Origin of the sequence: Adlercreutzia rubneri, from assembly GCF_009755265.1 — a bacterium.
GTDB lineage: Bacteria > Actinomycetota > Coriobacteriia > Coriobacteriales > Eggerthellaceae > Adlercreutzia > Adlercreutzia rubneri.
Genome location: NZ_WPOO01000002.1, coordinates 1 through 22,376, shown reverse-complemented (window position 1 = coordinate 22,376; position 22,376 = coordinate 1). Strand labels below are relative to the sequence as shown.

Sequence of the window (22,376 nt, the reverse complement as noted above, 5' to 3'; positions counted from 1 at the left end):
TTCGCTCTCGGAACAAAAGAACGCGCCCAGATGCGGGCGCCGAATGAGTGTCAATTATAGCATGTGAAAATCGCATTTCGGCTGAAAGTCGCGGAATGGGGCTATTTTAAGGCTGTTTGAGGGCCTATGTTGCGGTTCGGTGAAGACTTTGCCAGGAATTGTGGAAAACAGGGCTTAAATCAAGCGAGAAATGCACGGAGTTAATACTTTGGGGACTCGAATGGGACTATTCTACGGTTTTGGCGGGTCACACCACCGGCAAATGGATAACATTGCTCTTGTTCAACATGGCCTCATTAAAGTAATCGATGTTCGCTGTGGTGATAAAAGTCTGACTACCGCCTTCCATAGCGGTCACCAGCGCATCGCGTCGTCGGCCGTCCAGCTCGCTCATCACATCGTCAAGAAGGAGCACCGGCTTCTGCTCGATGATCTCCTCGATGACGGCCGCTTCAGCCAGTTTATACGAGAGTACAATGGAGCGCTGCTGTCCCTGACTTCCGTAGATTGAAGCGTTTTCCCCATCGAGAGTGAATACGATTTCATCGCTATGAGGTCCCACCACTGCCCGGCCGCGCCGCCGCTCTTCCTCCGCACGCTCATGAAGCGCGCGGGCCAACGCCTCGCGGGCTTCGTCGCGGGTAAGGGGCTCAACCGTTTCCTCTGGCGCTCCTTTTCCCCACGAGGGAACATAGACGGCGTTCAAACAATCGCGTCCTTGAGAAATCTCCTGGTACTTTGCAGTCAGATGAGGGAGCAGCCGCTCAAATAACGCGATGCGATAGATCGTGAGCTGAGCTCCCACCGTGACGATCATCTCATTGATGGCCTCCACAAGGGCAACATCGGCCTCCTCTTTGAGAAGGCGATTCTTATGGCGAATCACCTTCTCATAATCACGCCGTACCGTGTAGTAGCTTTTATTTACCTGAGCGCCCAACGTGTCCAACGATGACCGCCGCCCGCTGTTCGGCCCTTTTACCAAATCGAGATCATCAGGCGTAAAAACGACCGAGGGAATGACTCCTTTCAAATCGATCGGCCGTTTCGCCTTTCCATTGAGCCGATACTTGCGCGTACGACCATCAAGCGTGAGGTCGATATCAAGACGCCGATTGCCGTCAGTTGCCTGCATGGATACGCGACTACGCTCCTCGCCGTGGCGAATCAACTGATCAGCCGTACCATGTCGGAACGACGTGAGCGCCGTAAGCAGCTGGATGGCCTCGATGAGGTTCGTTTTGCCAACAGCGTTCTCCCCCACAAGTACGGTGATGTCCCCAAGCTCGTTTAGAGCCGCATCCTCATAGTTGCGAAAATTCCGCAAAGAGAGGCTTTCAATACGCAGGGTCATTTAGGAGATGCGCACAGGCATGACGAGGTAGAGGAAGTTTTCCGGCTCAAGCGCGCGGAAGATGCCCGGCTTCAACGCCGATTGCACTTCAAGATACACCTCGTCGGTGGCAATGGATCCGAGGCCATCCAACACATAGGCATAGTTGAAAGCGATTTCCACATCTTCGCCTTCAATGGCGCAGGAGATGATCTCCTGAGCGCTGCCCACATCCTGAGATGCTGCGGAAATCTGCACCGTTTGGGAGGCGTTGTTCAAATCAAAACGCACCGGCGAGGAGGTGGATCCGAGCAGCGAGGCGCGCCGAACACTGGCCACGAGCTTATCCACCTCGATGGTAGCGCGAGTAGCGTAGCCGTCGGGGAGCAGCTGCTTGTAATTGGGGAAGTTGCCCTCAATGCGGCGGTTGATAAACACCGTGTCCTCGCAGGTCACGACGATCTGATTGTCAGCCAAGGCCAGAGACACCGGCGACTCCGTTTTCGGCAACGACGCGATTTCCGATAGGAAGCTGCCCGAGATGACCGCGTGGAACTCATCGGCCGAGGAGTTCGGCAGAGGAGCATCCGTGATGGCGAGACGATAGGAGTCGGTGGCCACCATGCGCAGCACGCCGGCCTCCAGGGTGATGAGGACGCCCGTGAGAATAGCGCGAGACTCATCTTTGGATACGACGCGAGAAACACGCTTGACCATAGTGGAAAACTGATGAAAGGGAATTTCTATCTTCTGGTGAACGTCCACACGGGGAAAACCGGGGAAATCCTCAGCGTTCAAGGCGCGGATAGAGAACGAAGACGTGTCGCAGGTGACAAAGGCCTGATCATCAGTGGCCTCGACATGGACCGCAGCATCGGGAAGGTTCTTCACAATTTCCGAGAACAGCTTGCCGGGCACCACCGTGCGGCCTTCCTCCTCAACGAGCGCGGCCACGGAGTATTGAATGGAGAGCTCCAAGTCGGTGGCTTGGAGGATAATTTTGTCGCCGGCGGCCTCGATGAGGATACCGGACAAGACAGGGAGCGTCGATCGAGTGGAAACCCCTTTGAGGACAATGGACAGGGCGTTGGCAAGCTCGGTGCGATTGATACTGAATTTCAAGGGATGCCTCTCTTCGTAATGGCCTGAGCTGAAACAGAAGATATCGTGCGGGTATTATAACGCCGGAAAACAGGGAAACGGAGAGGCCGCGCAGAGTTGTCTGACTAATGGTTGATTAGTTTTACACCCTTTTCTCGCTCCGCTAGTGGAAAAAGTGGATAACTTCCTCTTTCCCCAGCGCAAGCAGTGGATAACCGTCCTTTTCACTGAGTGGATATCGAAGGTAAAGATGGTTGACAGTTTTAGCTAACAATTCACTGTCGATTTTTCTTTTCAAAAACGACGCGTTGAGCTGGGGTTTTGTAAATTATGTCAGGGTAATTCTCTTTAAACGCACCTATGTTCGAACAAGATCGTGCTTGATGGGAATTTTCTTCTCAAAGGCATAGGAAGCGGCTGAGAAGGGTTATCGAGAGCCTCTGTCAAGGTTTTTGGGTAAAGTTTTTCACTTTTTCCTCTTTGAATGACAGCCGTTAGGAATTCTCGAATTCCGAGTTTTCCACTTTTACTGAATATTTGGTTGATAAGTCGGAATTCTTCAGAAAATCGCAGGTAGTTCAGTTTCGGTTTTCCACTTTTACTGAACAAATAGTGAATTACTCATCACTGGTTATGAAATGCGCAGGTAGATACCTTGTAAAATGATGAAACACGTTACAATATCCTGAAAAATTCTTGAAACGACGAATTGAACGGCGAACAAAACGGAATGATCTTGGAAACCATGGAACAACATACTTCTCTTCACGACGAAGCTCCCCAGGGGGCTTCCTTCGACTATTCCTTCGTCGACACCGTGGGGCGCATTGCTCTCTACGACGACCTGCGCAGCGCACCACGGGTTGTGGAGATAAAGCCCGCCGACACGGCGGCTTATATCGAGGCGCTCGCCTCCACGGTGTACGAACAGTCCCATGGCGCAGGGGGAACCATCCCTTACACCGTTATTCGGGAGGTTTCCGAAAATTTCATCCATGCGCGCTTCAAAGAGGTGGTGGTCTCCATTCTCGACAAAGGGAACACCATCCGCTTCGCCGATCATGGCCCCGGCATCCCCTCGAAAGAAAAAGCCCAAATGCCAGGGTTTTCTTCTGCCGTCGAGCCTATGAAAAACTATATTCGGGGCGTCGGGTCGGGCCTTCCCATTGTGCGGGAGTACCTCGAATCGTCCCATGGCACCATTACTATCGAGGACAATCTGGGGACCGGCGCCGTCGTCACCGTCAGCTTGGTGCGTGAAGAAGACGATCCTCTGGACGACTGGGACGAAACCGACGTGCTGAGCAGCAAGAGAGAGTACACCTCAGGCTCGTCCTACGCTTCGGAAACCGCCGTGGTTCATCAGCCCTACGCAGCGCCCCTCGCAGCCGGCACCGAACCCTATCCCTCCAATCCAGCCGGAATCTATCCCTCCATGGGCTCATCCAGCGCACCAGGGGCGACTCCCTACCCACCCGCCTACGCGCCGCAAGGCTACAGCGCAGTACCCGCGGCTCCAGCTCCCGTACCGGCTCCCTCTTACGGAGCCCCTTACCAGGGATATCCGAGCTACGGGGCCTATGGAGCCGCCCCAACCGCCTATCCGGCCTACGGAGCAGCGCCAGCACCGGCGGCGTATCCGGGTTACCCGAGTGCCGTCATGCCGGCGCCCGCCCTCTCCGAACGCGAGCGAATATTCCTGAAGCTTCTCCTTAAAGAAGGAACCCTCCGGAACAAGGATTTCAGCGACCTGACCGAGACGCCGGCCTCCACCACCAACACCACCCTCAATCGGCTGCGAGAGGCAGGTTTGGTGGAAATGGTCGGGAAACAGCGGGCCCTCACCCCTTACGGCCGACAGATCGCACAGGGTCTCTAAGACCCAAGCCTTGCCAATTTGCTAGAATTGCCCTGAAAGCGGAGAACCACGGCAAAATACGCCGGCGGAAGGATGATGTATGGATAGCGAGACGCTCAACGAACAATGGGCGCGTATTTGCGCCCAGGTCAAAAGCTACCAGGATATCGACCCCTCCCAGGTTTCCGCCTTTTTCTCGCGGCTCGTTCCCCAGGCCATGAGCGATTCATTTCTCATGCTCACCGCCGACAACGACTTTATAAAGACATGGGTCGAGCAGCATTACACCGAGGTTATCGTACGCGCGCTGCGCGATCTCACCGGCGTCGTATTCGCGGTGGCCATCGCCGTCGACCCCACCCAAGAGCAGCGTAAAATCGCCGCTGCAGGCCAACCATCCCCTGCGGCGCCCCTTTCGGCGCCCGCCCAACCGATGCCGACGCCAACACCCGCGCAGCCAGCAGCATCGACGATGGAGTCTCTCCCTTCTCAGCCCATCGCGGCAGCTGCGCCCCCCTCACCGGCCTATGGTGCTCCCCTGTCTCAGGCGACCCCCTTCGAACCATCCGGCATGGTCGCCCATTCCCTTGCAGAGGACGTCGTGGTCGATCACTACGCGCCTCCCGCGCCCGCACCGCTCTCCCAGGAGCCGGTCGCCGAGAGGGCTTCGAATCCCTCGTCTTCCCTCACGTTCGAGAACTTCGTTATCGGGGAATCGAACCGCATGGCCTACTCCATGGCCGTCGAAGTTGCAGAGTCCCCCGGACGGCTTCCCCTTAATCCCCTGTTCATTTACGGGAAAAGCGGCTTGGGCAAAACCCATCTCATGAGAGCCATTCAGAACTACATCGAGGAAACGCGTCCCTCGATGCGAACGGTCTACGTGGATGCTCAGGACTTTGTCTCGAAGTACTCAGAGGCCGGCGCCATCAAGGACCAGGAGAAGGTCAGCTTCCGCAACTTCCGCGCCTACTATGAGCAGGCGGACATCCTCCTCCTCGATGACGTCCAGCACCTTCAGGGCAAGAAGGAATCCATGAACATGCTTTTCCAGCTGTTCAACACGCTGACCAGCCAGGGCAAGCAGGTGGTGCTCTCCGCCGACCGCGCTCCCAAGAACATCCAATTCGACGAACGTCTGAAATCTCGCTTCTACAGCGGCGGCACCATCGATATCCAGCCGCCGGAAGTGGAAACCAAACTCGGCATCGTCAAATCCTTCACCGACGAGTTCAGCCGCAGCGAGGGCCTGGGAAACTTCACCCTCTCCGACGACATTCAAATGTACATCGCCGAGAACTCCGGGTCCAACATCCGCGAGCTCAAGGGCGCCGTGAATACCGTCATCTACCGCATGATCTACTGCGATCGCAGCGATATCTCCATCGATGAAGTGCGCGAGCTTCTAGCCAATCATTTCACCGGCGGCATGTCACGAAGCTTGACCGTGGAGGACATCCAGCGCGAAGTGGAGAACTTCTTCAAAGTGAGCCATAGCGACATGGTAGGCCCCAAGCGATCCCAATCCATTGTGAGACCGCGACAGATCGCCATCTACCTGTGCCGACAACTGCTCGACCTCCCCTACGGCGATATCGGCAAGAAATTCAATCGCGACCATTCGACCGCCATCCATTCGGCAACAAGTATCGAAGAGCGTTTGAAGACCGATCGTGATACCCAGGAAGAGATTGAGGTGCTGCAGAAGATCATCTGCGAGCTGGACTAGTTTGTTCACAAACTCTTGATAAGAAGGGAAAACCTGCGCATAACAGGGCAACTTTTCAACGACAACGGGAGAGAGCAGAGGATGGCCGCCAGCGCATGGTTCACAAGCGCGCTTGACAACTCACCAAGCAGTAAGTACGTTAGCAAGCTCCCCACCTGCGGCTATGCCAGTTATCGACTAATCCACTCGTCTTATTGAGACTACTATTTGAATTCTATTTTTAGAATCCCTCTTCAATGGGAACTACTTTTTAGTTCTGCACAGCCGTTACCTGTACTTCATGGTTCCACCTCCCTATCGCAACTCCCTTCGCAGCCATCTTCCTTATTCTTCTGTTCGCCCCGTTGACAGTACTTTTTTGCGTTGTATAATTCAAAAGCTACTCTTTAAACCATGAAAGGGAAAGAAACAATGAAACGCACCTATCAACCGAACAAACGCAAGCGCGCCAAGTGCCATGGCTTCCGTGCCCGTATGGCTACCAAGGGTGGTCGCGCTGTTCTCGCTTCCCGTCGTGCTAAGGGGCGCAAGCGTCTCACCGTCTAGGAGATCTTTAGGTGCAGACTATTAAATCCAGCACTGAAATCTCCCAGCTCTTCTCTACGGGGCATCGTCTTCATACGCCATACTTTACGGTTATTGTAGGCGTCCAGGACGACAAGCAGAGCAATTATGAGCGACACGGCCATTCCGGTCGTGTCGCTTTTATTGCGGGGAAGAAGTTGGGGAATGCCGTTTGGAGAAACCGCGCCAAGCGCCGCTTGCGAGCACTCTGCATGGAAATGGGTGGGCCGTGGGCCGGCTTTGACGTGATATTTCTGGCAAAATCAGGCCTCACTCGGGCTTCTTATAGTAAAGTGCTGAAAGCATGCGGAAATGTCGCTGAGCGCCTTGCCCAAGGCGAAGGGAAGAACACCGTTGAAGAAGCTACTCGTACGCATTAAGAGGATTCCGACTCTGGTCGCTATCGGTCTTATTATGTTTTACCGAATGGCTCTTTCACCCCTTCTCCCCCCTTCTTGCCGCTTCATTCCCACATGTTCCGAGTACGGACTCACCGCGTTCAAGCGATATGGGTTTTGCAAAGGGTTCGTGCTCACTGCAAAGAGAATACTGCGATGCCGCCCTGGCGGTCCGTGTGGGTACGATCCCGTTCCCTGAGTCGCTGGTGCATTTGGAAAGGTAAGCTATGTGGGATATCTTTAAAGACTGGATCTTCGACATCATCCAATTCTTCTATAACTTCTGCCACGACTGGGGACTGGCGATCATCATCGTCACGATTATCTTTCGTATCATTGTCGCGCCCCTCATGCATAAGCAAGCGAAGTCCAATTATGCTATGCAGAAGGTGCAGCCGAAGATTCAGGCCCTGAAAGATCGTTTCCCCGATGATCCCACGCGTCAATCCCAGGAGATGCAGAAGATATACGCGGAGATGAAGTTCAACCCGCTCGCTGGTTGTCTTCCGATGCTGCTCCAGATGCCGATCTTTATTGCTCTGTTCCAGGTGCTTCGCGAGATGGGCGATCGTATTGGCGAGGGCACGTACTCGTTCTACAACTTGGTTCCGAATCTCGTCACGACGCCCTCCCAGGCTTTCGGCGAGGGATTCGGAACATTTGTTCCCTATCTCATTCTCATGATTATCTTTGCTGGTGCTACCTTCCTTCCGATGGTTCTTCAGCAGTTGAAAACTGAAAACACCCAGCAGAAAAATCAGACGCTCATGATGGGCGCGATCATGTCTCTTATGATGCTTTGGATTTCCTGGGGTTCACCGGCGGGTGTGTTGCTGTTCTGGGGCGCATCCTCCCTTATCGGTATCGGGCAGAACCAGTTGACGCTTGCGCGCTGCCGTGCTGCCGATCGGCGTAAAGAGGAGGAAGAAGCTCTCGTCGTCAAGCCGATCGAGGTTAACGTCACGCGCAAAGAGAAGAAGAAGCGTCCTAAGAAAAAGCGCTAGACCTTACTGATTTTAGGGAGTGTTTCACATGAAACACTCCCTTTGTACGTTCCGTGGCATCATTTCAACCGCGGTGTTTAAGGTTAGGAGCCTGTAATGACTGAAGAGTTCGAGGACATGATTGAAGAGGTAGAAGACGAGGTGGTGGAAGAATCTCAGTCTTCTGCGGATCCCATTAATACCGAAGAGGTTGTTGAAGAGGACGAGCTTATCGTGACGGACGAGATGCTCGATACCATTGCCGACACTGCTATCGCGGCGCTCCAAGATATTCTCCAGTATTTCAATGTCGGCGAAGTGACTATTGATGAGTACGAGGGTGACGAGGGCGAACTGATTCTTGATATCAGCGGCAAAGATATGGCTGTCCTTATTGGTCGTCATGGAAAAACTCTTGATGCGCTGCAATTCATTGTGTCGATGATAACGGTACGCACTATCGGTTTCCGTTATCCAGTTATTGTCGATGTTGAGGGCTACAAGAACCGCCAGCGCCAAAAGCTCGAGTCGATTGCGCACAGCTCCGCTAATCGAGCTGCTTCTCAGCACCGTAAAGTTGGATTGCGCCCGATGACCCCCTACGAGCGTCGGATTATCCACATTGCTTTGAGAGACGATGATCGAGTCGAGACCGTTTCTGAGGGGGAGGGTCCTTCCCGCCATGTGGTCGTGGTTCCTCTGTAAAAACTGTTCTAATACTTTCAATGTGCTGATGGGACGCGCAAAGCACGTCCCATTTCCTTTATTATGGACACGTTCGCCTATGGAAAGGAGTTGAGATGGCAGATGATCAGACGATGAGCTTGATGCAGTGCTATCTTGCTTCAATCCTTGAAGCAAACAAAGTTACGAATCTTACTCGCATTACTGATGGGGAACAGGCGCGTCTCCTTCATATAGAGGATTCGCTGGTAGGTTTGCCGGAGGTCAATGAAGCTCCTGACGGTCTCTATGGAGACCTTGGCTCAGGAGGGGGGTTCCCCGGCGTCCCTCTTGCGCTTGCGACAGGAAGAACGACCCTTCTCGTTGATTCGGTGAAGAAGAAAATGGCCATCGTCCAATCTGTCCTTGATGATCTTTTGTTGAGTGAGCAAATTTCTACATCGAGCGAACGCATCGAGGATCTTCCTCTGGAGTACAAGGAGAAATTCGCCGTCCTCACAGCTCGAGCTCTGTCTAAACTAGTTTCTCTTATAGAGCTTGCTTCGCCCCTTTTGAAAAAGGGCGGTCGGTTAGTCTGTTATAAAGCCCAGCTATCATCGGAAGAACTTGATGAAGCTCTTGCTGTGCAAGACCTTGTGGGTATGAGAATGATCTCTCAGCGTGAGATTTGCTTGAGCGATGGAGAGACCATGAGAACCATTGTAGTGTTTGAGAAAGTCGGCAAGTCACGCATCAAGCTTCCTCGAAGAATTGGCTTGGCTCAGAAACAGCCACTGCGTCCCCGTAACTGAATGTAGTATGTGATCGTGTTTCACGTGAAACACGATCAATTTGAATCCTTCTGTCGAACATCGCCTGAACCAGCTTGAGGCGATGATATACTGTGCTCCAATCAAGGAAGGAGGTTCCTGTGGGATTCTTTGATGGTCTTAAACGAGACACAAAACAAGCCCGGACTGTCGAAGAGGTTGATCAACCTCAGACTCAGGAACAAGAAGTGGTAGCCGCTGAAGAGGAACTCGTTGACGATCCTGAAAATATTGAAGTGGTTGTCAGGGAGGTTGAGGATTACGCAGCTCCTGTGATTCCTCGAGAACCTTTGAAGAGCTATAAAGACAAAGCGCCGGTGCGTCATGTTGTCGGACAGACGAAGATTATTGCCATCATTAACCAAAAAGGTGGCGTAGGGAAGTCGACAACAGCGATCAACCTTGGGGCTGCACTGGGAGAGATGGGCAAACAGGTGCTTCTTGTCGATCTTGATCCTCAGGGAAATTGCTCCAGTGGCCTAGGCGTTGAGAAGAGTCTTATACAGCAGTGCATCTACGATGTTCTCCTTAACGATGTTCCTCTTGAAGAGGTAATTATTCCTGATATCGCCGAGGGATTAGACATTGCTCCGGCTACGATTAATCTTGCGGGGGCGGAAGTCGAGCTGGTCTCGGAAATGGCGCGAGAGAATCGCCTTAAGGATGCTGTGGGTAGCATGCGGGGCAAATATGATTTCATTCTCATTGACTGCCCGCCTTCTTTGGGTCTTTTAACAGTTAATGCTCTGGTGGCGGCTGATAAATTGCTTATTCCTATCCAATGCGAGTTCTATGCCTTGGAGGGTGTGACAAAACTTCTCGAATCAATGAAGCGTGTCAAATCTCGCCTTAATCCTACTCTGGATATCTACGGCATTCTTCTTACTATGTACGATAGCCGTACGACGCTCTCGAAGCAGGTTGTCGATGAAGTGCGTGAGTATTTTGGGCGCCTGGTGTTCGCCACGCCTATTCCTCGCACGGTTAAATTGTCGGAAGCTCCGAGTTTTGGGCAGCCGATTACCCAATACGATCCCAAGGGAAGAGGCGCTCTTTCCTATATTGAATTAGCGAAGGAAGTGATTGCACGTGGCTAAGCCCGAACGTCGTGGAGGACTCGGTCGAGGTCTGGGTTCCCTCCTCCCCGGTTCCTATGAATCACCTGCCCCTGTTTCCCCTGCGCCCGGGCGCCAGAGAGTGACAATTGAAGTAGATGAAGAGGCGGCGCGAGAGGCCCCTGTTTCCACACGGCCCGTACGGACGATGGTTGAGATAGAGGAAGAACCAGTTAAGGTCTCTGAACCCATTGTGCGAGAAGCCATCATTGAGGAATCGAGGACTGAGGAGGTTCCTGCACGGGGAACTGATGAGGTGGAGATTGATAGAATCGCCCCTAATCCTGATCAGCCGAGAACCCAATTTAAAAAAGAGGAAATAGAAGAACTCGCTGCTTCTATTGAAAAGGATGGTCTGCTCCAACCTATTCTTGTAAGGCAAATGGCCGATGGTACCTATCAGATCATTGCCGGTGAGCGCCGTTGGCAAGCCTCTAAGGCTGCTGGTCTTAAGAAGGTTCCCGTTCGTGTAAAAGAGGTTGATGACGACCAAGCCCTTGAGCTTGCGTTAATTGAAAATATCCAGCGCTCTGATTTGAACCCGATAGAAGAGGCGTACGGATACCGTCGGTTGATGGAGCGACGCTCGATGACTCAGGCGGAAGTGGCACAAGCAGTTTCCAAAGGTCGTTCGACTGTCGCCAATGCACTTCGACTTCTCGATCTTCCTGAAGAGGCTCAGCAGCTTCTGTTTGAGGAAAAGATCACGGCGGGCCATGCACGGGCCATTCTTTCAGTGCCCACAGCTGAAGGTCGTCTTTCCTTGACTCAGAAGATTATTGATAACGGTTTGAACGTACGCGAAGCAGAGAATCTTGCTCGCCTTATGTCAGGTAAAAAGGACGGCTCTGCCTCGACTCCTCGTGAGCCGATGCCTGCGGTTTACAAGTCTGTGGCGAAGACCTTACGCGAGACACTGAAGACTAACGTGCGTGTGAAATCGTCTAAAGGGAAGAACAAAATCGAGATTGAATTCAAAGATGAGGAAGATTTGCGGCGACTCTTCAGTGAGCTTGTTGGTGAGTAACTTTCGATAGCATTTAATGACTAAGAAAAGAGTCTGTTTCACGTGAAACAGACTCTTTTCTTTTGTTAAAAGAAGTCGTTGTAGACCCTAGTATGAGGTAAGAGAAAATGCTTTACATAACATGCCATTAGTTATCTTTGTTTCACGTGAAACAAGAGAAGAGAAAGACGAATTAACGAAGAGAACCTTGCGCTAACTTGTTTTTTAACTGACCACATGCTCCATCGATATCAGCTCCGCGGGATTTTCTGAAACTTGTTTCCACACCATAATGGATCAGCGTCTCGACCCAATGTTTTGCAGTTGCTGGCGAGGCAGCTTGCAGAGGGGATCCTTCTACGGTGTTCACCGGAAGAAGGTTGACATGGCAGAGTAGCCCATCACAGAAGTCGAGAAGTGCTCGAAGATCTTCTTCTGAATCGTTGATATCCTTGATGAGAAGATACTCGAAGGAGACACGACGGTTGGTAGACTGGGTGTATCTCTCCACAGCCTTTTTTAGATCCGAAAGAGGTTGCTTTGCCACTTTCGGCATAAGCCGATCACGCTTCTTCTGTAAAGCCGAATGAAGAGACACGGCGAGCGTGAATTGCTCTGGCTCTTGGGAGAGACGATCGATCCCATCTATAATGCCGCAGGTAGAGAGCGTGATATGTCTCGCTCCTATATTGAAATCGTCCCGGCTGTTTAGAATGCGCAAAGCGGCAAGAACTTCATCGTAGTTAAGGAAAGGTTCCCCTTGACCCATAACAACGACATTGCTTACCCGTTCTTGGAAATCCTCTTGGACGAGAGCCACTTGAGCGATGATTTCTGCAGCCGTGAGATTCCGTGTAAGGCCTTCGCGGCCAGTTGCACAGAACTGGCAGGCCATAGGACATCCTACTTGTGAGGAAACGCATACTGATAGCCGATCGAGAGAGCCGTCTCGATGGTAGACGGGCATGCCCACCGTCTCAACTAATGAGCCGTCGGCCAGAGTCACAACATATTTGCGTGTCCCATCTAAGGAAATTTGTCGGTCGAAAATTTTTACCGTCTCCAACGGAAAGAACTCAGAAAGTTTCGTCCTGAGGTCTTTCGGAAGATTGGACATGGTATCGAAAGAAGCCGCATGATGGCGGTGAACCCACTCGTGAATCTGTTTTGCGCGAAAGCGAGGATATCCCCACGAGGTGACAAGATCCTCGAGTTCGGCTTCTGTAAGCTTTATCAGTTCGTTATTCATAGGTTCATTATAGACGGTGGCGTTGCTCTGATATACTGCCTCCAGAGATTTATCGTCTGGAAGGAATGCTCCATGGCAACAGTAGTTGAACCCGCAAAATGTCGCGTCGCCCTCTTAGCTGGAGGAACCAGTGGGGAACGCGAAATTTCCCTTGCATCGGGCAAAGGTGCCGGGGAGGCGCTTCGTGAAGCGGGGTTTATTGTTCAGGAGTTGGATCCGGCGAAGAAGGACCATCTGAAAACGCTCATTGAGGAGCCCTTCGACGTTGCCTTTCTCTGTCTTCATGGAAAAGGTGGCGAGGATGGCGTGCTCCAGGGCTTTCTGGAAACGATCGGCCTTCCCTATACGGGACCTGGTGTGTGGTCAAGCGCGACGGCGATGAATAAGGCCCAATCCAAGCTCTTTTACCAGCGCGAAGGCATTCCTACTGCTCCCTATCAATACATCAAGAAGGGAGAGGGGTATTCCGTTCAAGAGCTTGCATTGGCTATGGGCGGAACCTGTGTCGTGAAACCGGCTACCGAAGGCAGCGCTTTGGGTATTTACATCGTGGAAGGCGAAGAAGCTATCGCTGATGCCATCGAGCGTGTGTTCGAAATCGACGAGCTTGTTGTCGTTGAGAAGTATATTCAAGGTACCGAGCTTACGGTTGCCGTGTTAGGAAACAGAGATCCTTTCGCTTTACCTGTCATCGAGATTGTTCCTAAAGCTGATTTTTATGATTTCGAATCGAAATATGCCCCCGGTGGTTCGCAGCATATATGCCCGGCACCTCTCGATGAGGAGAAAACCAAGCAAGTAATGGACGCCGCTGTCGGCGCCCATAAGGCATTGCAGTGCAGTGGCGTGTCGCGTTCCGATTTCATTCTCGACGAGAATGGCATCCCGTGGATTCTGGAGACCAATACCATTCCTGGCATGACGGCGACCTCGCTTCTTCCCGATGCGGCCCGCGCGGCAGGCATCAGTTTCCCTGAGTTGTGCACGAAGCTCATTGAATATGCCTTCGAAGAGGGAGAGTAAGCGCTTGCGGCCGAGGGGCGACCAAGGTCGCCCCTTACGGTTACCGGTTAGATAACTAAAACAAGTGTTCTCGTTTTAGAACACTCCGCAAGACTTCAGGCCGATGATGATGGCGGCAACGAGGGCAAGAAGAAAGGCCCAGCTGAGAATGTAACAGCCTTTATTGCCCGTGCGTCCAGCCTCCACGAGGCCGTCGATGAACCCTCGGCGCGTTTTAAGTAGCGCCATGCCGCGTTGTTTCTCGGGGAGAGGCTCGCGCTCGCTCGGAAGCCACGTGCCGTTCGAGTTGATGATCTCGTCGACGGCCGACCCCTTCAACGCCAGCTTCGGGCGAATGCCCTTGCCGATAAGCCCGCAGATGCCATCGATGAACTGGTTGAATTCTTCTGCGTAATGGGGGCTGTACCCGATAACTGCGGCCTGTCCCCAATATTCACCTGGCTCAGGTGTTTCCGTGAAGGCGACAAAGGAGAGAATTCCCACGAGTTCCAGACCTTCCGCTGCCAAAAGGCTCAGTTCGCGTGAGAAGCTGTCGTCGAAGTAACCGATAGTTTCGTTGAACTTGTTGATAAGCCATGCGCGATGGACGCCCTCGTCCATAGTGAGATTGATGCGGTATCGGTCTCCCACGAGGGTGTTGGAACCCATGAGCACCGCCGCATCTTTCTTTGAGACCGTTCGAAATGTTTGATATGTACCGAAATACCGTTCCATGAATATTCTCTCCGCCCTGGCTGATACAATACCGTGAGTTGTCGAGAACACCATAACCGAGCCCGATGAATCAGGGAACACTCGCTAGGCCGAGGTTCCTTTTTTTCACCACCAAGGGCGCCGCGAAAGATAGGCTGCGCTATGTCACGTGACACCACCCCCCTTGAAGGACAGCTGAAGAACTTCATCAGCGACGGAACGCCGCCGGAGATTATCGCGCGTTACGAGTCGCTGCCTGAACGGGCCCAAAGGAGCGATTTCGGCCGGTTCGATAATAATGTCGTTGTTTTGGATACGGAGACAACGGGATTCTCTCTCGTCCATGATGAGTTGACGCAGATTGCAGCGGCACGGGTGGAAAACGGCGAAATTGTCGACTGGTTCGTTACCTTCGTGAACCCGGGAAAGCCCATTCCTGAGGATGTTGCCCATCTCACCGATATCCACGATGAGGATGTGGCCGACGCTCCCTCGGCGTCCGAGGCCCTAGCCGATCTGGCCGCTTTCATAGGAGATGCCGTCGTCGTGGCCCATAATGCCGAGTTCGACCGCAATTTCACGACGAAGCATCCGACGGGCTATCCGCTGCTCGAGAACACTTGGATCGATTCCCTTGATTTGTCCCGCATCGCGCTGCCCCGCATGAAATCCCATCGACTCATCGATCTCGTGAAGGCTTTCGGTGCTCCTCGGTCAACGCATCGGGCCGATGAAGATGTGGCGGCGACCTGTGCCCTCCTGCGTATTTTGCTTGCTGCTGTGGAGACCATGCCGACTATGTTGCTGCGGGAAATCGCCTCTATGGCGGAACCGAACGATTGGCCGACGGTTGTGGTGTTCAAGTATTTTGCCGAGCGTGCGGCTGAGACGAGCGAGGAGAAACCCCTTCCGTTCTCACTGCGCACCCTGCGCCGAGAACGGGTGGGGAAAGCCGATCTAAGACCGCTCGTGGATGCCGATGAAATCGCCGCCGATCCAGGGCGATCCTTCTTGCTCCCCACGGCCGATGCTGTGGCCCAAGCGTTCACCGCCGAGGGCGTAGTAGGCTCCCTGTACGAAGAGTACGAGCAGCGCGGCGAGCAAGTGGCTATGGCCGAGGCGGTGCGCAACGCGTTTGCCCGATCGCGCAATCTTATGGTGGAGGCAGGAACAGGCGTGGGTAAATCCATGGCCTATCTTTTGCCGGCGGCCATCATTGCCCGAGATAACGGTATTAATGTCGGCGTAGCTACTAAGACGAACGCTCTCCTCGACCAACTGGTCTATCATGAGCTTCCCGCTCTTTCGGAGGAGCTCGGTGCCGACCTCACCTATGCTGCTCTCAAGGGGTTCTCCCATTATCCCTGTCTGCACAAGGTGGAGCGCCTCGTCGTGGAAGGCCCCGGCATGCGCACCGTGGGCAAGGAGCAAAAACCTCAGGCTCCGGCCCTTGCCGCCTTGCTTTCCTTTATTGAGCAGACGGCCTACGACGACATCGACGGCCTGAAGATCGACTACCGCACGCTGCCGCGCTGGATGATCACCACCACGAGCCACGATTGCCTGCGCCGTAAATGCCCATTCTTCGGCACGTCCTGCTTCGTTCACGGTTCGCGCCGCAAGGCCGAGGCCGCCAATATCGTCGTTACCAATCACAGTCTCCTATTCTGCGATCTTGCCGCTGACGGAGGCTTGCTCCCGCCCATCCGCTATTGGGTGGTGGATGAGGCCCACAGCGCCGAAAGCGAGGCTCGCCGGGCATTTTCCCTTGAACTGGCAGAGGAGGACATTCTCTCCCTCGCGCGCCGCGTAGCTTCCGAGGAATCTCGGCGCAATGTCTTCGTGCGGGCGGAGCGCACCGTTGTTATGCCGGGCAATGAATCCTCGACGACGCTGTTCTATGGGCTCACGGGAAAGGCGCGCCGCGCGGGAGCCGAATTCGGCGAAGCGGCCCAAGCGTTCTGCAAGGCACTGCCCGACTTGTTCTTCTATGACACCAATAAGCGCTCGAAGGGCTACGAGACGGTGGATCTTTGGCTGAATGACGAGATTCGCCACGGCTCCCTCTTCCAGAACATTGCCCGTCTTGGCCGCGCCATGGCCGAGCGTGCCGAGAAGATGGTGACGGTTTGCCAGGAACTCGTGGGTTATTTGGAAGATATCGAAGGGGCCGCCGTCATTCAGCGCGAAATTGCCTCCATTGCGATGGAGATGAAGGAGATCATTCAGAACGTCGAGGTCATCTGCACGCAATGTCCCGAGCGCTATGTGTATGCGGCGAGCTTAAGTCGCAAGACCGATCGTCCGCAGAACAAGCTGGAGGCCTTGCTCGTATCGGTGGGGGAGACGCTGAACGAGACCTTGTATGCGCGGACCCATTCGGTGGTCTACGCGTCGGCCACGCTGACCGTTGACGGCAGCTTCAACAGCTTCTCCCAGGCCATGGGGCTGAACGAGAGCGAGTTTTCCGTTGCCGACGAGCTGCTGCTTGCCTCAAGCTACGACTTCGACAATCAGATGGTTGTCTATGTTGTCAACGATATGCCCGAACCCAATGATCCGAGTTATCTCGGTGCTCTGCAGCGCCTGCTCATCGACGCTCACCGTGCCCAGAACGGGTCGATGCTCACCCTGTTCACGAATCGCCGCGAAATGGAGAAGTGCTTCGAAGAGGTGCAGCCGGCTCTGAAGGGAGACGATTTGCGCGTCGTGTGCCAGAAGTGGGGTGTGTCGGTGAAGGGCCTGCGCGATGACTTCCTCGCCGACGAGCATTTGTCCCTTTTCGCTCTGAAGAGCTTCTGGGAAGGGTTCGACGCGCCGGGCGCCACGCTGAAGGGCGTCGTGATACCGAAATTGCCCTTCTCGAAGCCGACGGATCCCCTTTCTTGCGAACGGGCCGCTCGTGACGATGCCGCCTGGCGGCGCTATGTCCTGCCAGCGGCGGTGTTGGAAACGAAGCAGGCAGCAGGCCGTCTTATTCGCAAAGCTGATGACCGGGGCATTCTGATCCTTGCGGACAAGCGTCTTATTACGAAGGGCTACGGCAAGACGTTCCTGAGATCACTTCCCAGCCAGAATATCCGATTCCTATCGGCGGCTCAGATCGTCGACGAGATAGCAGCGCGCCGCTAGGGGAGCATTCTGGTTATGGTAGCGAAGAGGGCGCATCATCCGATGCACATAAAGCGGCGCACGCGGGGGTCTTCCAACGAGATTTCCTTCAGCGTGCTCGATGCCGCCCGTGAGGCTCGCGATGCCGAGGAGCGCGATCGGCGCGAGGGAGGCTCGGGCGGCCCTTCTCTTTTCACATTGGGGAAGGGAAAGAAGCCTCGGCCAACACCGGTCAAAGGGCAGTCCATCGTCTTGTCTGGCGAAGCTCCCGCATCCCCATCAGCCTCTTCTTCCGCTGTTGATCGAAAAATGAGGGGCATCGTGCCCGTGTTCGTGGTGGTGTGCGCCCTTTTGGTCATCACGCTGGTGGGCGGCCAAGCTCTTATGTCGATGAGGGAGCAGCAGAAGTCTCTGCTTGATACCCTGAATGATCAGGTTGACATCATCAAGAGCTGCGATGAATCCCTTCTTCCCTTCGACGAACTGGTTATTGAACAGTGTGATGCCAAGCGCCTTTCCCCCTCGGCGACGGGAGACGCCGCGCCTTCCGCAGAAGCGCTGAACGAGGGGTATCGTGCCGTTGTCGCGGAGATCGCCCCGATGAGAGCCCAGTTAGAGGACTCTATCGCATCCATGGAGACGCTGCAGTCGTCGCTGAGCGACAATGACGATAAGGAGGCGGCCTCTCAGGTGGTGACGGCCGCTCGCTCGCGCCTTAATATGCTGGATGCGGGGGTCAGTATCATCGAGGAGTCGATGATGGCGACAGAGGCGTTTCTCAAAGCCCGATCGGGGTGGAATGCCGTGATAAACGCCGATGCGGCTATTCGTGAAGCCACGGCGTTGGCTGAAGAGATGAGCAAGGAGAACATTCTTGCCTCGCAGGCTAAGGGCAACGAGGCCCTGGCGTTTTTGGAAGAGGCTCAGCAGGATTTCTCTCAAGCCGAAGCGGCCTATCTCAGTCTTGATTTGGCAGCCTTTAAAGCCTACGTGGCTAAAAGAATAGAATCGCAGCAGGCAGCCCTTGCTGCCGACGAGGCCTATCTTTCCCGCAACAAGGAAGAGCTCGAGGCTCAGAACAGCCGCTATAACGCGTTGGAGGAGGAAGCGGCCGCCTTGGCCCAAGAACTCGGGGAAGATGACCCAGAGCAAATCGTTGCTCTTCGATTCTACAAAGAGATTGAGGCCGACCAAGGCGCCTATGAGGCCGAGCGCCTAAAAGCAGGAAATGCTGATGCCTTTCTTCGTGAATATCTCGGAACGGCCTCGTAATGGCGTATACTTACGATAATTATGTCCATAGAACCCTCTTCACCGAGGAAAGGCAACGTACATGGCCGAATTGAACGAACATGTCGCATATCTGTCTCAGGAGATCGGCCCCCGGCCGGCGGGTACTGAGGAAGAACAGCGTGCGGCTCTCTACATAAGCGAGCAGTTTTCCGCCGAGGCCGGTCTGACGACTGCTATGGAAGACTTCCAGTGCAATCCCGACAGCTCACTTCCTCGAACGCTGTGCAGTGGTGTAGCTGTGTTGGTGACGCTGGTGGCGACGATTGTGGGGGCGCTGGCTGTTCCTGCCATCGTGGTGTCCCTCATCTGCGCTGCGTTGGCAGCCGCTGAGGTGTTCGATAAGCCGGTGCTTTCGCGGCTTTTGAACCGCGGGGTGAGCCAGAACGTCGTCGCGCGCTACCTGCCTGCGAAATCGCCGACGCGAGCGAGCCGGAGACGCAAGGTGATCGTGGTGGCGAACTACGACAGCGGTAAGGTGCGACGCGATTTGAACGGTGCGATGCCGGCGGTGCTCCCCATCCTTTATTGGGTTGAGCTGGCGATGCTGGTGGTCATGCCGCTGCTTTTGGCGATTCGCATGGTGCTCGCACCCGACGGTAGCGTGCTCGTGGTGTTCAACGTCCTTCTGGCTGTTGCCATGGTGGTAGCGGTTTTGCCGGTTGCGTCGTTTCTGCTTGAGAAGTTCGCGAACTACAACGAGGGCGCAAACTGCAACGCTGCAGGAGTGGCGGTGCTTTTGGAAGTCGCCTCTCGCGTGGCCGCCGCTCGGGATCTCCCCGATGCCCCCGAGCCAACGGTTCATGGCGAGGCGGCCGCCGTGTCGGCGGGACTTGTTCCTGAGGGGGCGGAGATTGTCTACCATACGGGGAATACTTCCGAGGATTTGGGAACCTCCATGGAGTCAGCTGCCGAGCGCCTGGCGGCCGCCAAAGCTGCCGTAGCGGCGTTGTCAGGGAAACCGGTGTCTGCAACGCCTACTGAGGTGGCAACAGAGGATGAATCTCCGGCGAAGGGAGAGGAAAACGGCGCCGTGGAGGTTTCTCCGGAAGAGAGCCTAACTCCATCCTCTGCCGCGGTCGTCGTCCCTGTTGCTGCTCCCGCCTACGCGGCGCCTGTTGAGCATCAAGTACCTGAATGGTTCAAAAAGGGCCAGGAGCAAGCCAAGAAGCCTGCTAAGGAAAAGCCCGTGCAGCGGTCGCGGTACGCCACGGCTTTGGAACGGGCCGAGGAAGAAATTAACGCGCGCGAGGAGCATGAGCGCCGCAACCTCGACGAGCTTTCCGAGCGTATGCGTGTTATGCGCGCTTCGGTGCAGGCAGCTTCGGCAGCAGCTGGCGCAACACCCACCGAGATTATGGACAGCGTGGTTGCGGACGAGAGCTCCGAGGAAATTTCTGCTCCGCCTTCCGCATCGGCCGTTAATGAAGAGGCATCGCCCTCGTTGGCCCCCGTATTGCCAGCCATTGAAGTGCCGGCGGTTGAGGCCGATCAATTGCCGTCTCCTTCTAACAACACGGTCTCCGCGATGCTGGCCGACATTCCCGCCATCGCATCCGAGCCGGCCTCTTCGGAAACGGGGACGCCTGCCTCGAAGCCTGTCGTGTCTGCTGTACCGGCTGCGCCTGTTGTGCCCCAGCCGACGGATGACCCCGATGTGACGGTGCGAGACGGCCAGCGTCCGTTGACGGGCGCCACCGTGGCGGTTCCTCCCATTGATCTTTCGACGTCTGATGCTCCTGCTGCGCCTGCGGGCGGGCAGCGCGTGGTGGTGCCCTCGGTGGGAGAAGTGGCTGAGACTCCGGCTTCGGCTCCAGCCGCTGCCCCCCGCCGCCGGCGCGCTATTACGCTGCCCAATATCGGCATCTCCCAAGAGCTCCCGCGCATCTCTATGGATGATTGCCAGCAAGCCGCTCCTCTTTCAGAAGATCGCCCCGAGCATGATGGTCGCGTGCATGACTTGAGCGCCGTCATCCCCTCGGTGACGACGCCCGAGCCGCCGTCGGCCGTTTCAGGTACGCGGGAAGCGGCGCTGCTCGACGCGCTGCCGTCTTTGGGAAGAACGACAACGACGACTGATCCAGCGCTTTCCGGCAGCATTAGTCTTGCGGGCACGTTTTCTTCTATGGGGGCGACGGGAGCGGCCGCGCCTATCGGCGATGAGCTTTTGGAGAATGCCTCCGAGAACGATATATATATCGAAGACGTCGATGACTCTGCTTATGTGGAGCAGATCACCGAGACGGGAGCGATGGCTGGTCCCGGTTATGTGGAGATGCCCAAGAGCCGTTTCGGCGGTATCTTCGGCAAATTCCGCCGCAAGAAGCGTGAGGAAGCATCCAGCCCGCAGGAATGGCTCGATGTTGAGGAGAGCTTCGATGCCCGTGAAGTAGGAGCAGCGCGCGGCGGTTGGGAGAGTTTCCGCGAAGAAGGCGATATCCAGGCTTACGACGAGGAGTATTTGGACGCCGACGCAACGACAGCGTTTTCTCCCGAGTTTGATGACGATTTTGCCGAGGACGGCTTTGATGCACCGCGCTCTTCGCATCGTCGCGGCCGTCATTTCGAGGGTGGGGCGTTCTCTCGCGATCAATTTGACGATGAGTCTGAAGGCGAAGAAAACCAGACCAGTGCCGCCGATCCGTCCAGTGTGTTCGGTGAAGGACTGCCCGCCGATTTCGTCTTCGAGCCGACGCCGGAAATCGAGCAGATCGAGCAATTCCACAGCGACCGCATCGATATGGAAGTGTGGTTTGTGGCGCTCGGTTCCGAACTTGCCGGCAATGGCGGCATGAAAGCGTTTATGGCTGCTCATGAGGTCGAGCTCAAGGGCGCGCTTATTGTGGAGCTGGAGGCGTTGGGTGCCGGTGAGCTGACGCTGATTGACAAAGAGGGCACCTATGTTCCCAAGAAGGCCTCGAGCCGCATGAAGCGCTTGGTTCGCAAGGCCGGTCAGGCCACCGGGCTGAAAGTGCCCGAGGCTACGATGGAATGGCGCAACAGCGCATCGGCCTACGCCTTGAAGCACGGCCAGCAGGCCCTGCATTTGGCGGGCATGGATGGCAGAAAACCGGCATTCTTCGCCGAAGAGGACGATGTCATTGAAAACATCGACAACGACATGTTAGCCTTGAACAGCGATTTTGTCATGGAAGTACTCAAGCATATCTAGCGACGAAATCCAGATATCCGCCCCCGTAGCTCAGCGGATAGAGCGTCGGTTTCCTAAACCGTGCGTCGGAGGTTCGAGTCCTCTCGGGGGCGCCATGATGTGAACGGCGGAGCTTCGGCTCCGCCTTTTTATTCAGGCTCGTGAGCCTGCACGGCGCGCGAAGCGCGGCGGGCAAAAAACCACCCGCTATGCGGGTGCGCGTCGAAGGCTCCGCCCTTGCGTCAAAACGCCGCCAGTCGGGATACGATACGGGTGTTC

General features: G+C 55.0%; 18 protein-coding genes and 1 tRNA gene. 15 read left to right on the top strand and 4 right to left on the bottom strand.

What is annotated here, in order from left to right:
- Positions 1–247 precede the first annotated feature (247 nt).
- Together recF and dnaN are read right to left on the bottom strand one after the other, a co-directional pair.
- The gene (gene recF / locus GO707_RS01655) at positions 248–1,354 is read right to left on the bottom strand and encodes a DNA replication/repair protein RecF (RefSeq protein ID WP_157011799.1); all 1,107 of its coding nucleotides are present in this window, start codon (positions 1,352–1,354) and stop codon (positions 248–250) included.
- On the bottom strand, positions 1,355–2,455 hold the full coding sequence (dnaN, locus tag GO707_RS01650) for a DNA polymerase III subunit beta (RefSeq protein ID WP_157011797.1): 1,101 nt from the start codon (positions 2,453–2,455) through the stop codon (positions 1,355–1,357). It abuts the gene before it with no gap.
- A gap of 724 nt (positions 2,456–3,179) precedes the next feature.
- Between dnaN and GO707_RS12140 the strand changes: the two genes are divergently transcribed.
- The 10 genes from GO707_RS12140 to GO707_RS01600 all read left to right on the top strand — a co-directional run bounded on the left by GO707_RS12140 (position 3,180) and on the right by GO707_RS01600 (position 11,601).
- A complete protein-coding gene (locus GO707_RS12140; RefSeq protein ID WP_232325509.1) occupies positions 3,180–4,313 on the top strand; it encodes an ATP-binding protein in 1,134 nt (377 codons plus the stop codon).
- A 79-nt stretch (positions 4,314–4,392) separates the two neighbouring features.
- Complete coding sequence (dnaA, locus tag GO707_RS01640; RefSeq protein WP_157011795.1) at positions 4,393–6,021, top strand: chromosomal replication initiator protein DnaA; 1,629 nt, start codon at positions 4,393–4,395, stop codon at positions 6,019–6,021.
- A gap of 411 nt (positions 6,022–6,432) precedes the next feature.
- Positions 6,433–6,567 (top strand): 50S ribosomal protein L34, encoded by a 135-nt coding sequence (gene rpmH, locus GO707_RS01635; RefSeq protein WP_022737978.1) that lies wholly within the window; start codon positions 6,433–6,435, stop codon positions 6,565–6,567.
- Positions 6,568–6,578: 11 nt separating this feature from the next.
- On the top strand, positions 6,579–6,965 hold the full coding sequence (gene rnpA, locus GO707_RS01630; protein WP_302223934.1) for a ribonuclease P protein component: 387 nt from the start codon (positions 6,579–6,581) through the stop codon (positions 6,963–6,965).
- Complete coding sequence (yidD, locus tag GO707_RS12525; RefSeq protein WP_114538850.1) at positions 6,898–7,182, top strand: membrane protein insertion efficiency factor YidD; 285 nt, start codon at positions 6,898–6,900, stop codon at positions 7,180–7,182. Before rnpA ends, yidD begins: the two co-directional genes overlap by 68 nt.
- A 28-nt stretch (positions 7,183–7,210) precedes the next feature.
- A complete protein-coding gene (locus tag GO707_RS01620) occupies positions 7,211–7,987 on the top strand; it encodes a YidC/Oxa1 family membrane protein insertase (RefSeq protein WP_022737989.1) in 777 nt (258 codons plus the stop codon).
- A gap of 96 nt (positions 7,988–8,083) precedes the next feature.
- Positions 8,084–8,671, top strand: coding sequence for a Jag family protein (locus GO707_RS01615; RefSeq protein ID WP_114538848.1), 588 nt, complete (start codon positions 8,084–8,086; stop codon positions 8,669–8,671).
- A 95-nt stretch (positions 8,672–8,766) separates the two neighbouring features.
- Positions 8,767–9,441 carry a 16S rRNA (guanine(527)-N(7))-methyltransferase RsmG gene (gene rsmG, locus GO707_RS01610; RefSeq protein WP_157011793.1) on the top strand — a complete coding sequence of 225 codons (675 nt, stop codon included), beginning with the start codon at positions 8,767–8,769 and terminating at the stop codon, positions 9,439–9,441.
- Between the two features lie 119 nt (positions 9,442–9,560).
- Positions 9,561–10,556 (top strand): ParA family protein, encoded by a 996-nt coding sequence (locus tag GO707_RS01605; RefSeq protein WP_321203150.1) that lies wholly within the window; start codon positions 9,561–9,563, stop codon positions 10,554–10,556.
- Entirely contained in the window at positions 10,549–11,601 is a 1,053-nt protein-coding gene (locus tag GO707_RS01600; protein WP_335878659.1) for a ParB/RepB/Spo0J family partition protein, read from the top strand. Before GO707_RS01605 ends, GO707_RS01600 begins: the two co-directional genes overlap by 8 nt.
- A gap of 172 nt (positions 11,602–11,773) precedes the next feature.
- On the opposite strand, the gene rlmN is transcribed toward GO707_RS01600, so the two are convergent.
- Positions 11,774–12,829 carry a dual-specificity RNA methyltransferase RlmN gene (gene rlmN, locus GO707_RS01595; RefSeq protein WP_114538845.1) on the bottom strand — a complete coding sequence of 352 codons (1,056 nt, stop codon included), beginning with the start codon at positions 12,827–12,829 and terminating at the stop codon, positions 11,774–11,776.
- A gap of 72 nt (positions 12,830–12,901) precedes the next feature.
- On the opposite strand from rlmN, the gene GO707_RS01590 reads away from it, so the two are divergent.
- Positions 12,902–13,852, top strand: a complete 951-nt coding sequence (locus GO707_RS01590; RefSeq protein ID WP_157011791.1) for a D-alanine--D-alanine ligase family protein — start codon at positions 12,902–12,904, stop codon at positions 13,850–13,852.
- 75 nt (positions 13,853–13,927) lie between these two features.
- Here GO707_RS01590 and GO707_RS01585 read toward each other — a convergent pair whose 3' ends face one another.
- The gene (locus tag GO707_RS01585) at positions 13,928–14,620 is read right to left on the bottom strand and encodes a hypothetical protein (RefSeq protein ID WP_198160972.1); all 693 of its coding nucleotides are present in this window, start codon (positions 14,618–14,620) and stop codon (positions 13,928–13,930) included.
- A gap of 87 nt (positions 14,621–14,707) precedes the next feature.
- Between GO707_RS01585 and GO707_RS01580 the strand changes: the two genes are divergently transcribed.
- From GO707_RS01580 to GO707_RS01565, 4 genes are all read left to right on the top strand, one after another.
- The gene (locus GO707_RS01580; RefSeq protein WP_157011787.1) at positions 14,708–17,677 is read left to right on the top strand and encodes a helicase C-terminal domain-containing protein; all 2,970 of its coding nucleotides are present in this window, start codon (positions 14,708–14,710) and stop codon (positions 17,675–17,677) included.
- 15 nt (positions 17,678–17,692) lie between these two features.
- The gene (locus GO707_RS01575) at positions 17,693–18,928 is read left to right on the top strand and encodes a hypothetical protein (RefSeq protein WP_157011785.1); all 1,236 of its coding nucleotides are present in this window, start codon (positions 17,693–17,695) and stop codon (positions 18,926–18,928) included.
- Between the two features lie 61 nt (positions 18,929–18,989).
- Positions 18,990–22,118 carry an aminopeptidase gene (locus GO707_RS01570; RefSeq protein WP_114538840.1) on the top strand — a complete coding sequence of 1,043 codons (3,129 nt, stop codon included), beginning with the start codon at positions 18,990–18,992 and terminating at the stop codon, positions 22,116–22,118.
- A gap of 19 nt (positions 22,119–22,137) precedes the next feature.
- Positions 22,138–22,213, top strand: a tRNA-Arg gene (locus tag GO707_RS01565).
- The last annotated feature ends 163 nt before the right edge of the window (positions 22,214–22,376 follow it).

Bases quoted from the DNA above. Each gene is read 5' to 3' on its own strand.
- GO707_RS01590 (WP_157011791.1), top strand. From the start codon at position 12,902: ATGGCAACAGTAGTTGAACCCGCAAAATGTCGCGTCGCCCTCTTAGCT.
- GO707_RS01615 (WP_114538848.1), top strand. From the start codon at position 8,084: ATGACTGAAGAGTTCGAGGACATGATTGAAGAGGTAGAAGACGAGGTG.
- dnaA (WP_157011795.1), top strand. From the start codon at position 4,393: ATGGATAGCGAGACGCTCAACGAACAATGGGCGCGTATTTGCGCCCAG.
- GO707_RS01575 (WP_157011785.1), top strand. From the start codon at position 17,693: ATGGTAGCGAAGAGGGCGCATCATCCGATGCACATAAAGCGGCGCACG.
- rpmH (WP_022737978.1), top strand. From the start codon at position 6,433: ATGAAACGCACCTATCAACCGAACAAACGCAAGCGCGCCAAGTGCCAT.
- rlmN (WP_114538845.1), bottom strand. From the start codon at position 12,829: ATGAATAACGAACTGATAAAGCTTACAGAAGCCGAACTCGAGGATCTT.
- rsmG (WP_157011793.1), top strand. From the start codon at position 8,767: ATGGCAGATGATCAGACGATGAGCTTGATGCAGTGCTATCTTGCTTCA.
- GO707_RS01585 (WP_198160972.1), bottom strand. From the start codon at position 14,620: ATGGTGTTCTCGACAACTCACGGTATTGTATCAGCCAGGGCGGAGAGA.
- GO707_RS01580 (WP_157011787.1), top strand. From the start codon at position 14,708: ATGTCACGTGACACCACCCCCCTTGAAGGACAGCTGAAGAACTTCATC.
- recF (WP_157011799.1), bottom strand. From the start codon at position 1,354: ATGACCCTGCGTATTGAAAGCCTCTCTTTGCGGAATTTTCGCAACTAT.
- GO707_RS01570 (WP_114538840.1), top strand. From the start codon at position 18,990: ATGGCCGAATTGAACGAACATGTCGCATATCTGTCTCAGGAGATCGGC.
- yidD (WP_114538850.1), top strand. From the start codon at position 6,898: ATGTCGCTGAGCGCCTTGCCCAAGGCGAAGGGAAGAACACCGTTGAAG.
- GO707_RS01620 (WP_022737989.1), top strand. From the start codon at position 7,211: ATGTGGGATATCTTTAAAGACTGGATCTTCGACATCATCCAATTCTTC.
- GO707_RS12140 (WP_232325509.1), top strand. From the start codon at position 3,180: ATGGAACAACATACTTCTCTTCACGACGAAGCTCCCCAGGGGGCTTCC.